A 14,125-nucleotide genomic window follows, 5' to 3' on the forward strand; every position below is an offset into this window, starting at 1 on the left:
CGGTGCCGAGATCAACGCGAAAGCAGACAAGGTGACAGCGACAACGAGTGTTGCCGGCATCGCTCGAATCGCTACACAGACGGCGGTCGACGCTGCGGCAGAGACTAATACCTTCGTAACCCCGGTCACGCTGGGAGCGCGGCTGAGAGCCGGGTTCATCTGGTCAAGCAACTATGTGGTTTTCCCGTCTTGGCTGGGCAGTTTGATTTTCCAGTGGGGAACAGTCGCAACCCCAGGCGCTGATGTTGCATATGACGTCACGTTTCCGCTCGCGTTTCCGAATGCTGTCAGAACACTGCAAGTCAGTTGGGGGTATGTCGGTGCACGAACAGACAACAGCATCGTGCCGCAGATCGGAGATCAGACACTTGTTGGATTCAAAGCCAATCGCCAGGACGCCTACACGGCGTCCAGCGTCCCGAACTCCTACATCAACTATTTCGCGATCGGACATTGAACATGCTCTATAGCCCAGATACCGGCGGTTTCTACCTACCCAAGGTCCACAAAGTAATCCCGGCCGATGTAGTCGAGATCAGCGCAGAGCAGCACGCTGAACTCATGGGGGAGCACGCCGCTGGCAAGCGCATTGTCCCCGGTGAGGGTGGTTTCCCGGTCGCTGTCGATCCGGCTGAACTGACCGAGGATCAGATCGCAACCCGCGAGCGCGGATGGCGTGACGCTGGGCTGGCAGACGTCGCGTGGTTGCGCGATCGGCACCGTGATCAGTTGGAGATCGGTGCTGACACCACACTCACAACCGAGCAATACGTTGAACTGCTCTCATACATGCAGCAGTTGCGCGACTGGCCCCAGTCGGCTGATTTTCCCGAAACCCCCTATCGCCCATCGCAACCAGAGTGGCTGGGTTCTCCCCTGTAGCAGCGAACTGTACAAGCCCGATCGCTCGTAGTCTCTTCGCACGCGCGGCAGCCTGTGCAGTGTCACCCACTGCATAGGCACCCACCATGGCCGGCGAATATCACCACGGCGTGCGCGTCCTCGAAATCAACGAAGGCACCCGCCCGATCCGCACCGTCTCCACTGCCGTCGTCGGCCTGGTCTGCACTGCAGACGATGCCGACCCGGTGGCGTTTCCGCTCGACACCCCTGTCCTGCTGACCAATGTCCAGGCCGCGATCGGCAAGGCCGGCACCACCGGCACGCTGGCCGCGAGCCTGCAGGCGATCGCCGACCAGACCAAGCCCGTCACCGTCGTGGTGCGAGTGGCCACCGGCGCCGACGCGGCCGAGACCACCAGCAATATCATCGGCACCACCACGGCTGACGGTAAGTACACCGGCATGAAGGCCCTACTGGCTGCCAGATCCCGGCTTAAGGTCACTCCACGCATCCTCGGCGTGCCGGGCCTGGACACCCTACCGGTGGCCACCGCCCTAGTCGCGATCGCCCAGCAACTGCGGGCGTTCGCATACGTCCGCGCTGACGGCTGCAAGACAAAGGAAGAAGCTGTCGCCTACCGCGAGAACTTCGGGGCGCGTGAAGTCATGGTCATCTGGCCAGACTTCCAGTCCTGGAGCACCGCCACGGACAGCACCGTCACCGCCCCGGCCGTGGCTGTCGCCTTGGGCCTGCGCGCAAAGCTCGATCAGGAGGTCGGCTGGCACAAGACCCTGTCCAACATCTCGGTCAACGGCGTGACCGGCATCAGCGCCGACGTCTTCTGGGATCTGCAGAACCCCGCCACCGATGCCGGCTACCTCAACGAAAACGAGGTCACCACCCTCATCAACCAGGGCGGCTTCCGCTTCTGGGGCAGCCGGACCTGCACCGACGACCCGCTGTTCGCGTTCGAGAACTACACTCGCACCGCCCAGGTACTGGCAGACACCATGGCCGAGGCGCACCTGTGGGCAATGGACAAGCCCATGCACGCCTCTCTGATCCGAGACATCATCGAAGGCATCAACGCCAAGTTCCGCGAACTGGTCGCCGGCGGCTACCTGATCGGCGGCAGCGCCTGGTACGACGAGACCGCCAACGACGAGACCACCCTCAAGGCCGGCAAGTTGTTCATTGACTACGACTACACCCCCGTGCCGCCGCTGGAAGACCTCACGCTGCGCCAGCGCATCACCGACCGCTACCTGGCCGACTTCGCCAGCCGCATCAACAGCTAACCGGAGGCGACATGGCCATCCCCCGCAAACTGAAGAACCTGAACCTGTTCAACGACGCCAACAGCTACCTGGGCATCTCCAAGTCCGTCACCCCGCCCGTCCTCGGCCGCAAGATGGAGGCGTACCGCGGCGGGGGCATGAATGGCCCGGTCAAGGTCGACCTCGGCTTCTCCGACGATGGCCTGCAAATGGAATGGACGCTGGGCGGCCTCGATCTGATCGCGCTTCGCCAGTTCGGTGCTGTCAGTGCCGCCGGCGTGATGCTGCGCTTTGGCGGTGCTTTCCAGAGTGACGACACGGGCGAGTACACCGACGTCGAGATCGTCGTCCGCGGCCGTCACGAAACCATCGACATGGGCGAAGCCACCCCGGGCGAGGACACCGAACACAAAATCACCACCACCTGCAGCTACTACAAGCTGACGGTAAACGGCGAAACCATCATCGAAATCGACCTGCTCAACTTCATCGAAAACGTCAACGGCCAAGACATGCTCGCCGAGCAGCGTCGCGCCCTCGGCATCTGACCCTCACCTCTGGAGCCCTTATGAAAACCACTGAAACCGAAGTACTGCCCGTCACCCAGGACGACAACCTGGTGCTGCTGGATACCCCCGTGAAGCGCGGCAATACCGAGATCGACCAAGTGACGCTGCGCAAACCAACCTCCGGCGAACTGCGTGGCCTGAACCTGTCGGAGCTGCTGCAGCTCGACGTCGGCAGCCTCATCAAGCTGATCCCCCGCATCACCAGCCTCAACGAGTACGAGGCTAGCAAGCTGGACCCGGCCGACCTGGTAGCCATCGGCACCAAGGTCATCGGTTTTTTGCTGCAGAAGCGGACGAAGACGGACGCCTCGCTCGCTGCGTAGAAGACGCCATGGCCGATGTGGCCGTGGTGTTTCACTGGGCGCCCGCCGACATGGACCGCCTGCCGCTGAAGGAACTGATGGACTGGCGCGAGCGGGCGCGCGTCCGGAGTAGCAACAATGGCTGAAGATCTGCGCCTGCGAGTGGTGCTCAACGCGATCAACAATGCATCGGCGCCCCTGCGCCAGATCCAGAACGGCAGCCAGGAGGCCTCACGGGCGATCAAGGCCGCCCGCGAGCGGCTGCGCGAGCTGAACAGCCAGCAGCGCGACATCTCGGGCTGGCGACAGCAACACGCTCAAGCCCGGGAAACTTCACAGTCGCTGGCGGCCGCCCGCGAGAAGGTCCGACAGATGGCCCAGGCCATGGCAGCGACCGCCAACCCCACAGCGCAGATGAACAGCGAGTTCCAGGCGGCGATCCGCGTGGCCAACGAGTTGAAGCGCAAGCACGAGCAGGAACAGCAGACCCTGCAGGGCCTTCGCCGGCGCCTCAACGATGCCGGCATCGACACCCGCAACCTCAACCAGCACTCAGCCAGGCTCAGGGACGAGCTGGAGCGAACGAACCAGACGATGCAGGAGCAGGAGAACCGGCTCCGGCGCCTGGCGACGCTGCAACGGCGTGCGGCCGAAGCGCAGTCGCGGTATGCCCATGCACAAGCCAGGGCCAGCGGCATGGTTGCCACAGGTGCTGCAGGCGTTGCGACGGGTATCGGGATGGCGGTAACCGGTGCGACGCTGATCGCCCCCCAGATTGAGGCCCAGCAGCAAGGTTCGATGATCGCCGCCCAGAACGGGGAGTCCGATGACAGAGCGGGCCAATATGAGACCCTGATCCGTGGCATTCGTACCGATGGAGTCAGTACTCAGATCGAGGAAATTGGTACCGCGCTCAGCGCAGCGAAGAGCACGCTCGGCGCCCTGGGACCTGTAGCCGATAAGGAACTGGACAGCGCCGCACGCAAGGCGCTGAACCTGGCAAAGGCAATGGGTATCGATGTCGCGGAGGCCATGCAGATGGTCGGCATCATGATGCAGAACAACCTGGCTAAGGATAGCAACCAGGCATTCGACATGATCACGGCAGGCCTGCAGAAGGTACCGATGCAGATGCGCGGAGAAATTCCAGAAATTCTGCACGAGTACTCCACCCACTTCAGAAACATGGGCTTCACCGGCAGCGAGGCAATGAGCTTGCTCGTCGATATGGCGAAGCAAGGCAAATTCGCCTTGGACAAGACAGGCGACGCTATTAAAGAGTTCTCGATCCGCGGCTCTGACATGTCGAAAACGAGCGTCGAGGCCTACAAGTCGATCGGGCTGAACGCAGAGAAGATGTCGTCCGCAATCGCCAAGGGCGGCCCAGAAGCCAAGCAAGCTATGCAGAAGACGGCATCAGCACTGCTGCGCATCAAGGACCCGGCCGAGCGAGCGAACGCGGCAATCGCGCTGTTCGGCACGCCGATCGAAGATTTGTCGATCGACCAGATTCCTGCGTTCCTACAGAAACTCACCGGGGCCACACAGAGCCTGGGCGATGTCTCTGGAGCAGCTGACAAGCTGGGCACCTCCCTACGCAACAACTTGGCGGGCGATATCGACAAGCTGACGGGGGTCTGGGGCAGCCTGCTCGGTTCGCTTATGGACGGGGAAAGCGGAGCGCTGCGAGACCTGGTGCAGAGCGTGACCGGGGTGCTGAGCAGCGTTCGGGAGTGGATACAGGCGAACCCAAGGCTGGCGAGTGGCATCGCCAAGGGGGCCGCCGCGATCGCCGTCATAGTGGCAGGCATGGGCGCGCTTACCGTTGCGCTAGCCAGCGTCCTGGGCCCGTTCGCAATGGTCAGGTATGGCATGACCATGTTCGGCGTCCGCAGCGCCCTGATGGCCCCGACACTCACAAAACTTGCCTCAACGCTCAAAGGTGGATTGCTCACCGCAATCAACGTCGTGCGGGCAGCTCTTTGGGGGCTTGCCGCGAACCCGGTCGCCCTGACGATCGCTGCAGTTGTGGTAGCTCTGGCCGGCGCCGCATACCTGATCTATCAGAACTGGGACGCCGTGAAGGCCTACTTCGTCAACGCTTGGGCCGAGATCAAGGCGGGCTTCAGCGGCGGCATCACAGGCATCCTCGCCGTGCTGATCAACTTCAACCCGATGGGGTTGATTTACCAGGCGTTCGCGGGTGTGTTGAATTACCTGGGGCTGGACCTACCCATGCGGTTCACCGAGTTCGGCGGCATGATCGTGGACGGCCTGGTCAACGGATTGACCGCCGGGCTCAGCAAGATCAAGGAAACCGTCGGCGCCTTGGGCGACTCGACGATCGGCTGGTTCAAAGAAAAGCTCGGCATCCACAGCCCGTCGCGGGTGTTCGCCGAGCTGGGCGGTTTCACCACCGAAGGTCTGGCCCAGGGTCTCGACGCCGGCGCCAAAGTGCCGCTGGATGCCATGAACCGCATCAGCCAGCAGCTTACAAACGCCGGAACCTTCGACGTTCAGGCCACAAGCATGCTGGCGAACGCCGCGCCGCCGGAACTGCGCGCCGCTTCGAACCTGGTGCAACCTCAGCGACAGACCAAAGCACCGGGCATAGGCAAGCAACTGGCCGCGGCGACTATGGCACTTGCCGTGACCGCTGCCCCTGCGGTCGCGATCGACGACCGCCCACAGATCGCTGCGGCACCAGCCGCGAGCTACGACAGCCACGACGTCATCAACATCAACATCCACCCGACGCCAGGCATGGACCCGCAGGCTATTGCCCGCGCAGTCGGCGCAGAGCTGGACCGGCGCGAGCGTGAGAAGTCCGCACGCCAGCGCAGCCGCCTATCCGACACGGAGTAACCCGCAATGATGCTCGCCCTGGGCATGTTCGTTTTCAGCCTCAGCACCCTCGCGTACCAGGAGTTGCAACGCCAGACCAACTGGCGGCACTCCTCGAGCAACAGGGTCAATGCGCAACCCGCTTTGCAGTACACCGGCCGCGGCGACGAGACAATCACGCTGCCGGGCATCCTGCTGCCCGAACTGGCCGGCAACGTGATCAGCCTCGACGAGCTACGAGCTATGGGCAACACCGGCAAGGCCTGGCCACTTGTTGACGGCACAGGGAAGGTCTACGGGCTGTTCGTGATCGAGAGCCTCAGCGAAACCCAGTCGGTGTTCTTCAAGGACGGCACCCCGCGCAGGATCGAATTCAACCTGGCACTCAAGCGCGTCGACGACGGCCGCGCAGATCTGGTCGGGGCCCGCGATCGCAGCAACTCGGACATTCTCAGGACGCTGATTCGATGACCACTGAACAAGAGCAACACGCGGCATATCTGCGCGACATGCGCGAGAGCCTACGCAGTGACGGCAACTACGGGGTACCGGGCTTTCGCCTGACGGTGGACGGGAAAGACATCGCTCGCATGGTCGCGCCACGGCTGATCAGCCTGCAGCTCACCGACAACCGAGGGATCGAGGCCGACCAGCTCAGTATTTCCCTGAGTGACCACGACGGCTTGCTGGCCATCCCGCCCAAGGGCGCGACGATCCGCTTGTGGCTGGGCTGGAGCGACACCGGCCTGGTCGACAAGGGCACATACACCGTGGACGAGACGGAGCACAGCGGTGCGCCGGACGTGCTGAGCATCCGCGCACGATCCGCGGATCTGCGCGGTGGACTCAAGACCAAGCGCGAGCGCAGTTGGAGCGGAACCACCCTCGGCCAGGTCCTGGGCGATATCGCCGCCGGCAACGGGCTGAAGACCAGCATCGCGCCAGCAATGATGGAGCAGGCAATCAAGCACCTGGACCAGGCCAACGAGTCCGACGCGAACCTGCTGACCCGCCTGGGCCAAACCTACGACGCAGTCACCTCGGTAAAGGCCGGATGCCTGGTCTGCCTGCCGGCCGGCGGCGGCAAGACCGCGAGCGGCGCCGCACTCCCTCACATTACGCTCACCCGCCAGGACGGCGATGGCCATCGCTTCCTGCAGGCGGATCGGGACAGCTTCACCGGGGCAAAAGCCTACTACTACGACGTCGGCAGCACGAAAAAACAGGAGGCGATCGCCGGCAGCGGAAACAAACTGAAAGACCTGCGCCACACCTACAGCGACCGCGAGTCAGCCTTGCGCGCCGCTCGATCGGAACTGAACCGCCTGCAGCGCGGCAGTGCCACGCTCAGTTACAACCTGGCCAAGGGCCGGCCGGAGCTGATTCCGGAGCTGACGTACACGCTGCGAGGGATCAAGCCGGAGATCGACGCGATCACATGGTACGGCGGGAACGTGGTGCACAGCTTGACGGCCGATGCCGGGTACACAATGAGCCTAGAACTGGAGAGTAAGCTGCCCGAGTAAAGTACCGACGTACTGTGAAATGTTTTCTTAATCCATAGCCGTAGCAATAAAAAACGAAAAGCTCCTTTGGCAAGACAGTGCCCTTCAACATTACCGAACCATAAGAAATTTCAGCTTCGAGCGAGCACCACACAAAACCGCCAAAAAAGCCTGGAGCAAAACAGAAAGCAAATAAGAGGCAACAAATATATTAGTCCCAGCCATCGCGAAAGCGATCTTTATTCACAAAAACAATTTCATCTATCGTATGAATTATAAATCTATCATGATACCCATCATACTTAGTACACCTGGAAACGAACTCATTATGATAACGAGCCAAGAATGCATATTTTTTATAAATTGAACTACCGATCGCCTGGTCCGCCAAATTCTGATGTATATGCTGCTTATGCTTATCAAGCAAACGATAATCCAAATAGCAGTCTAGCTCTTCATCGCGATTCTGGTAGTGAATAAAACATCTTCGCAAATAATTCAAATAGTAAAGCCCATCAATCCTTATGAAGTAGCCAATACCTTGTTTATCCATGATACTACTCACGACATGAAAGTGCTGACTTTCCCGAGCCCGTTCTATTACTTCATTCGACATTAAAACCATCGGATTTATGGCTTTTGTACTTTCAAGCTCATATGCCTCCAGCAAGGCATGCCCATAAATATAATTATCGTCGATAACTAAATCGCCTACTGACAACCCGCCGCGACAAAAGAACCCATGCTCAATCATGGCCATTTGATAGCCGCTTATGAACTCTAAGAAGAAACCTAGATGTTCGCTTTGCCCTGTACACTTAACCGCGATAACAATATTATCTGAGAAGGATTTAACCTTTATAAGTTTTTTTTCCTCTCCTAGACTCAAAGTCGCTCTAGCATGCTTGAGTGATTCGACAATAGTTAAAAATGCAGCCTCATCACCCTTACCATTTTTTACATACGCACTAAAACCCAACACATCCAAGAAAACGCAAAACTGTTGAGTCAGTAGACTCTCTACCGGTGCCTCCTCTGATATAAGCCTTTTAAACTCAATCACACCTGGATCATTACTCTCCATGACATCCCCTCATCTGATCAGAGCCAAAATTGCTTACATAAAAGGAGCCCTAGGTAATCCCAGGGCCTACACTCAATTACGCCTTTGTTGCTGATATGCTTCAAGGATAAGCAATATCGCCTGCCGCTGCTTTTTACTACTGCGACTGAATAGCCACATCACTCGAATCATTTCCTTAAGTTTGATCAGCTTGGAACTCACCATAAGTGCTCCGTGACCGAGCGCTCGGCGCCTTCATGGCTCCGTACTAAACGCCCGGGGAGTCTCCTATTTTCTGCATGATCACGCGTGCCACCAGCACCAACGTGGAAAAATCACTGCGCCTCACTGCTCCCGCACAAAACGTTTAACGAAGTCCGCGCGCGAACCTTTCGTGTCGTGCTGCTGAATGAAGGTCTCGCGCCAGGCTGCCGGATCGCCGTTCATGGCTGCTAGATCGACACCGTAGTGTTTCTCGATATCTGACCGAGAGATGTCCAGCACCCGCACGGTGCCGTCATTAGGAATTCTCAGCGTCAAGCGGCTAAGAGAGGGAACGTCCCGGAATAGCCGGGCGGACTCGATGGCAAATACCTTGTTGGCCTTGTCGCCCGACTCGAAGTAGTCAGGCATACGCTCTGGGATCTTGAACGCAATCTCTCCGCTCGCTCCGGACTCATGCAACGACTCGATGACCGAGGGGGAGAAAATCCGCTCGGCCTTGTCGCTGAATTCCGTCGCCCACGCACTGTTTGCCAGGAGCAGAAAGGCCCCCAGTGCGATGACTTTTCTTACAAACATTCCAATTGCCGTCATGCCGACTACTCCCTGTTATTGCAGCCGTCGGCTGCTGGTTATCCCTTAAATGTGGCCAGTGCTTCGCTGACGCTATCCAGAGTGGCTTTCCCTTCATCAGCCATTTGCCGGTAGCGGCTCACCAGTTGGACCTCTTCGGCGTTGAAACCATCTGCAGGCGCCGTAGCCCGAAGCCCAGTCACGACGTACAGCACGTCAACGCCCTTTTTTGCGACTGCGGCAAGGTACTCCGCATCAGGGCTGCGCTCGCCTTTCTCGTAGTTGAACTGCGATGTCTTGGCCACCCCAGCGATCGCCGCAAAGTCCGCTTGGTTGTAGCCAAGACGGACGCGCTCTTCTCTCAGCCTTTCGCCGATATTCAACAAAACGGAACTCCAATGCTTGACGATTCAACATTCGTTGAATAATCTGAGCCTGCTATCACACGAAACCACACGAAACGAAACTATGCCGAACACGTACCCCACCGAGCAAGCATGCCAGGAAGCCCGCGCCCGATTGGCGCAACAAGGAATCTCGGCAAAAGACTGGGCTGTGAAGCACGACCTCACCCCTTCCACCGTCTATGCGGTACTGAACGGTCAGAAGAAATGCCTCCGTGGCGAGTCTCACAAAGCCGCCGTGCTGCTCGGTATCAAGCAAACCGACGCCGCAAGCTAAGCCCACTGGCTCAAGGAGGAAACCAGAACATGAAACGTCCCGTTCTAGAGACCCTACGCCAAGTAGTCAGCGCCGTTGTCGCCGCCTTCCCCGGCGGTCGCGAGTCCGCCGCCGTTCGCCTGGGCTACAAGCTAAAGCAGTTCGACAACCGCATGTACGAGAACGCCGGCAGCCAGCCGCTGACCTACGACCAGATCCACCAGCTCGAAAGCCAGGCCGGTACCACCTACCTGCCGGAGTTCATCGCCCATGTGTACGGCGGCATGTTCGTGCCGCTGGCGATCACCGAGCCCCTGGACAACGTCGAGCTGTACCGGCGCTCGGTCAAGACCGACGCCAAGCGCGGTGTAGTCGACCAGATCATCTCCAAGGCCCTGGACGATGGCGTCATCGAGCCCGAGGAAGCCACAGAGATCCTGCAGGCGCATGCCCGCTATCTGGCTGCCCGGTCTGCCGAGGTGCTCGCCACGATTCAACTGCACAGCAAGGGGCCGACGCATTGAGCACCTACAAACTCGTCTGCGCGCACTGCAGCAGCAAGATGCGCATCCGCACCAGCGAGGGAAGCCACATTTTCCTGCGCATTGCCTACCTGCAGTGCGTGAACGAAGCCTGCGGCTGGTCCGTGCGCGCCCAGTTCGAAATGACCCACGAAATGAGCCCGAGCGGCATGGCCAACCCCACGGTCAAGCTGCCGGTAGCGCCGATCGCCATGAAGCGGCTGGCGATGAAGACCGCCGACGATCACCCCGATTTGCTGGATCAACTGGAAATGGAGGTCGTACCCGTATGAACGTCGCAATCACCGAGAACCCCACCAATGACTACCGCGCCGCCATGCAGCAGTCCGCTGTTGCGTTCCTGTTGCGTCACCGCGGTGAACACCTGACGGGTGACGACCAGGTGCTGCAGAACTGCACCCGCTTCCTGGCCCAGTCGCTGGAGGTACCGGCGCACCTGGTGCAGCGGATCGCCGAACTGGCCGTATCCGAGTTCGAAGGGATGACCACCAAGCGGCTGACCCTCCTCGGGGTTCATCCGGCCAGCGGCGCCTTCCGGCCGACGCTGTGGCTCCTGGATACGCAGACCCAACAGCGGCACCAGGTGCCGGCGCGCTACTTGCCGGCCCGCCTGCAGCAGCACCCTCGCAACACTTCGAAGTAACCCGAATATCCCCCCGAACCATGCCCGCACCGCGTGGGTAAGGGGAAACTGCACTTTATTGGTGGCCGACATGACCAAAATCACCATTCACCTGGAGCTGAACCAGGAGCAGGCGCAGCACTACCTGCAATGGCTCAACAGCCAGTTCAGCACGACCATGGCTGACGTCTGGTATTCCGATCGCTACAGGAATGTCCCTTGCGGAGAACGTGCACCGCTGGTGATGAAGGACGTGCCGCACCTGGCCGGGATCTCACGGACCCGGCGCGAGTTGGAGAAGTGCCTGGCGGAGCGCTCGCAGTGAACCGCAAGCCGATGGAGCAACAACTGCGCGCCGAAGTTCTTCGGCGCCTGCAGGACGAGTTTGGCCTGAAACCCATGGCCGGTACCCAGTACCTGCGCAAGGGCACCTGCCCGAGCTGCGGGAAGAAAGAGTTGTACTCCCGCCAGGACGAACCCTGGTTCATCAAGTGCGGCCGCGAGAGCAAGTGTGGCGAGCAGTGGCACGTCAAAGAGCTGTTCGAGGATCTGTTCGAGGATTACAGCAAGCGCTACCCGTCGACCGCTGAATCCCCGAAAGCATCGGCCGACGCTTACATGCAGTTTGCCCGCGGCTTCGACCTCGGCCTGGTGAAAGGCTGGTACACCCAGGAAAACTACTGGGATCGCGAGCTGGGCATCGGCAGCGCAACTGTCCGCTTTGCCCTGGAGAAAGGTGTCTACTGGGAACGCCTGATCGACCAGCCCCACCGGTTCGGCAAGAAGAAGGCACGCTTCGCTGCGGGCCAGTCGCCGGCTGGGTACTGGTGGTGTCCGCCATCAGTGGACTTGCTGGAAGTTGACGAACTTTGGATTACCGAGGGGATTTTCGACGCGATCGGCCTGCTGCATAACGGGCTGGATTCGGTATCGGCCATGGGCTCGGGCTACTACCCGGCAGAATCGCTCAAGGCGCTGGCCAAGCAGAGAGCCGAAGCTGGCAAGAAGCTGCCGAAGCTGATCTGGGCCCTGGATAACGAACCGGGCGCGCACTACTTCACCCGCAAGCATACAGCCCTCGCTCGCGAGCTGGGCTTCACGGTTGAGGCCGCACAAATCCCCCAGCGTGGCCGGAAGGTGGACTGGAACGATCTGCACCAGCGCTGGGGGTTCCTCGACGAGGAAAAGCGCCAGGACCGGATCGATCGGGATCTGCGCGAGGTTCGCTACCACGGCAGCCTGCTGCTGGCGGAAAGCGCGTCGGAGAAGGGCGTTCTGATGTACGAATGGCGCGAGCGCCACGAGTTTCACTTCTCGTTCGAGAACCGTCTCTACTGGTTCAAAATGGATCTGGAGAAGCTGACCAAGGCCATTCAGCAACTCAAGGATTCCGACAGTCACGACAACCAGTTGCTGAACGATCGCCAGCTCCGCGACAAGGCCATGCGCCAGTGCGGCATGGTTATAGAGATCGCCAACTGCTACCCGCAGGCGCTGTACTTCCAGCGCAACGAGGTGACAGACGAGTCCTGGTACTACTTCCGGGTGGACTTCCCGCACGACGAACCGAGCGTGCTGAACACCTTCACGGGCGGCCAGGTCGCGGCCGCCAGCGAATTCAAGAAACGTCTCTTGGGCATGGCCGCCGGTGCAGTGTTCACCGGCAGTGGCTCCCAGCTCGATCGGATCATGCAGCAGCAACTGTTCGGGCTGAAGACCGTCAAGACCATCGACTACGTCGGCTACAGCAAGGAACACGGCTGCTACGTGTTCGGCGATCTGGCAGTCCGCGGCGGCGTACTGGAGAAGGCCAACGCCGAGGACTATTTCGAATTCAAAGGGCTGCGCCTCAAGACGCTGCAGAAGTCGATCAAGCTGGAGATCAACCAGGACGCCTCGGCCTACCGGCCGGAGTGGTTCAAGTGGCTTTGGACCTGCTTTCACACCCAAGGCGTGATCACCCTCGCCTATTGGTTCGGCTCGCTGTTTGCCGAGCAGATCCGCTCGGAATTCCAGTCGTTCCCGTTCCTTGAGGTGACCGGCGAGGCCGGCGCCGGCAAGTCCACGCTGCTGATGTTCCTGTGGAAGCTGCTCGGTCGACAGGACGAGGAAGGCGACGACCCGATCAAGATGACCAAGGCAGGCCTGCGCCGCTGGCTGAGCCAGACCTCGGGAATGCCGACGGTCATGCTCGAAGCGGACCGGAGTGACGCCGATACCGGCATGGCCAAATCCTTCGACTTCGACCAGTTCAAGCCGCTGTTCAATGGACGTGGCTTGGGCCTGACCGGTGTGAAGAACGGCGGCAACGACACCAATGCACCGCCGTTCCGGTCCGCCCTGGTGTTCAGCCAGAACGCCTCTGTCGTCGCGTCGGAAGCCATCCTTACCCGGATCGTGAAGCTGCACTTCGTACGGCCAGAGGTCACCAGCGACAGCCGGGCCGCGGCCGACAACCTCAACCACCTGCAGGCCAGCGAAGTGAGCCACTTCCTGCTGTTGGCAGCCAAGGCCGAGCAGAAAGTCATGGAGACGTTCCGCGCCCAGGTGAAGGTTCACGAAATGGCCCTGCGCGAGCTGCGGGAGATCCGTATCGAACGGATCATCAAGAACCACGCCCAGATGATGGCCCTGGTCGACGCGCTGCGCCTGGTGGTGCCGATGAGCGACCGCGAGCACGAAGGCACGCTACGGGAACTGCGCTGCATGGCCATCGCCCGCCAGCACGCGGTGAACTCCGATCCGAAGGAAGTGGCCGAGTTCTGGGAAGTGTTCGACTACCTGCAGTCGCTCAGTGAAGAGCCGGTGGTGAACCACAGCAAGAACCCGGAACTGATCGCCATCCACCTCAACGAATTCTGCGAACGCGCGGCCGAGCACAAGCAAAAACTGGCCGACGTCACAGCCCTGCGCACGCTACTACGCAACAGCAAATCACGCCCCTTGGTCGACGCCAACCGCGCCGTCGACAGCGCCGTGCGCGCTGTATTCAACACCCGTACCACGGCCGCGAACCTGCGGCCGACCACCGTCAAGTGCTGGACCTTCAAGGCCGGCTGAACCGTCCGGGCGCTGCAACGCCTGGCACAACTCCAAGGAGAAA

18 protein-coding genes are annotated in these 14,125 nt (G+C 60.3%); 15 read left to right on the top strand and 3 right to left on the bottom strand.

What is annotated here, in order from left to right; genetic code table 11:
- The 9 genes from DM374_RS28150 to DM374_RS28190 all read left to right on the top strand — a co-directional run.
- Positions 1-457: gp53-like domain-containing protein (locus DM374_RS28150; RefSeq protein ID WP_404821394.1), on the top strand; the 457-nt coding region annotated here is incomplete at its 5' end.
- A gap of 2 nt (positions 458-459) precedes the next feature.
- Entirely contained in the window at positions 460-882 is a 423-nt protein-coding gene (locus DM374_RS28155; protein WP_110972845.1) for a phage tail assembly chaperone, read from the top strand.
- An 86-nt stretch (positions 883-968) separates the two neighbouring features.
- Complete coding sequence (locus tag DM374_RS28160) at positions 969-2,141, top strand: phage tail sheath protein (protein ID WP_110972846.1); 1,173 nt, start codon at positions 969-971, stop codon at positions 2,139-2,141.
- An 11-nt stretch (positions 2,142-2,152) separates the two neighbouring features.
- On the top strand, positions 2,153-2,668 hold the full coding sequence (locus tag DM374_RS28165) for a phage major tail tube protein (protein ID WP_110972847.1): 516 nt from the start codon (positions 2,153-2,155) through the stop codon (positions 2,666-2,668).
- A gap of 20 nt (positions 2,669-2,688) precedes the next feature.
- Positions 2,689-3,012, top strand: a complete 324-nt coding sequence (locus DM374_RS28170) for a phage tail assembly protein (RefSeq protein ID WP_110972848.1) — start codon at positions 2,689-2,691, stop codon at positions 3,010-3,012.
- An 8-nt stretch (positions 3,013-3,020) separates the two neighbouring features.
- Positions 3,021-3,137, top strand: coding sequence for a GpE family phage tail protein (locus tag DM374_RS28175; RefSeq protein WP_110972849.1), 117 nt, complete (start codon positions 3,021-3,023; stop codon positions 3,135-3,137).
- Positions 3,130-5,856 carry a phage tail tape measure protein gene (locus tag DM374_RS28180; protein ID WP_110972850.1) on the top strand — a complete coding sequence of 909 codons (2,727 nt, stop codon included), beginning with the start codon at positions 3,130-3,132 and terminating at the stop codon, positions 5,854-5,856. The genes DM374_RS28175 and DM374_RS28180 overlap by 8 nt, the downstream gene beginning before the upstream one ends.
- Before the next feature lie 6 nt (positions 5,857-5,862).
- The gene (locus DM374_RS28185) at positions 5,863-6,306 is read left to right on the top strand and encodes a phage tail protein (RefSeq protein WP_110972851.1); all 444 of its coding nucleotides are present in this window, start codon (positions 5,863-5,865) and stop codon (positions 6,304-6,306) included.
- 38 nt (positions 6,307-6,344) lie between these two features.
- Complete coding sequence (locus DM374_RS28190; protein ID WP_225422614.1) at positions 6,345-7,361, top strand: phage late control D family protein; 1,017 nt, start codon at positions 6,345-6,347, stop codon at positions 7,359-7,361.
- Positions 7,362-7,551: 190 nt separating this feature from the next.
- Here DM374_RS28190 and DM374_RS28195 read toward each other — a convergent pair whose 3' ends face one another.
- The 3 genes from DM374_RS28195 to DM374_RS28205 form a co-directional block, all read right to left on the bottom strand.
- A complete protein-coding gene (locus tag DM374_RS28195) occupies positions 7,552-8,424 on the bottom strand; it encodes a hypothetical protein (protein ID WP_110972852.1) in 873 nt (290 codons plus the stop codon).
- Between the two features lie 324 nt (positions 8,425-8,748).
- Positions 8,749-9,219 (bottom strand): hypothetical protein, encoded by a 471-nt coding sequence (locus tag DM374_RS28200; protein ID WP_110972853.1) that lies wholly within the window; start codon positions 9,217-9,219, stop codon positions 8,749-8,751.
- 38 nt (positions 9,220-9,257) lie between these two features.
- Entirely contained in the window at positions 9,258-9,581 is a 324-nt protein-coding gene (locus tag DM374_RS28205; protein ID WP_110972881.1) for a helix-turn-helix domain-containing protein, read from the bottom strand.
- A gap of 85 nt (positions 9,582-9,666) precedes the next feature.
- Here DM374_RS28205 and DM374_RS28210 point away from each other — a divergent pair, with 85 nt between their 5' ends.
- From DM374_RS28210 to DM374_RS28235, 6 genes are all read left to right on the top strand, one after another.
- A complete protein-coding gene (locus DM374_RS28210; protein ID WP_110972854.1) occupies positions 9,667-9,879 on the top strand; it encodes a DNA-binding protein in 213 nt (70 codons plus the stop codon).
- A 29-nt stretch (positions 9,880-9,908) separates the two neighbouring features.
- Positions 9,909-10,382 carry a YmfL family putative regulatory protein gene (locus tag DM374_RS28215; RefSeq protein WP_110972855.1) on the top strand — a complete coding sequence of 158 codons (474 nt, stop codon included), beginning with the start codon at positions 9,909-9,911 and terminating at the stop codon, positions 10,380-10,382.
- On the top strand, positions 10,379-10,672 hold the full coding sequence (locus DM374_RS28220) for an ogr/Delta-like zinc finger family protein (protein WP_110972856.1): 294 nt from the start codon (positions 10,379-10,381) through the stop codon (positions 10,670-10,672). Before DM374_RS28215 ends, DM374_RS28220 begins: the two co-directional genes overlap by 4 nt.
- Entirely contained in the window at positions 10,669-11,043 is a 375-nt protein-coding gene (locus DM374_RS28225) for a hypothetical protein (RefSeq protein WP_110972857.1), read from the top strand. The genes DM374_RS28220 and DM374_RS28225 overlap by 4 nt, the downstream gene beginning before the upstream one ends.
- 70 nt (positions 11,044-11,113) lie before the next feature.
- Positions 11,114-11,347, top strand: a complete 234-nt coding sequence (locus DM374_RS28230) for a hypothetical protein (RefSeq protein WP_095159163.1) — start codon at positions 11,114-11,116, stop codon at positions 11,345-11,347.
- Positions 11,348-11,358: 11 nt separating this feature from the next.
- On the top strand, positions 11,359-14,082 hold the full coding sequence (locus DM374_RS28235) for a toprim domain-containing protein (RefSeq protein WP_110972882.1): 2,724 nt from the start codon (positions 11,359-11,361) through the stop codon (positions 14,080-14,082).
- The last annotated feature ends 43 nt before the right edge of the window (positions 14,083-14,125 follow it).

This window comes from Pseudomonas huaxiensis (genome assembly GCF_003231275.1).
Classification (GTDB): domain Bacteria; phylum Pseudomonadota; class Gammaproteobacteria; order Pseudomonadales; family Pseudomonadaceae; genus Aquipseudomonas; species Aquipseudomonas huaxiensis.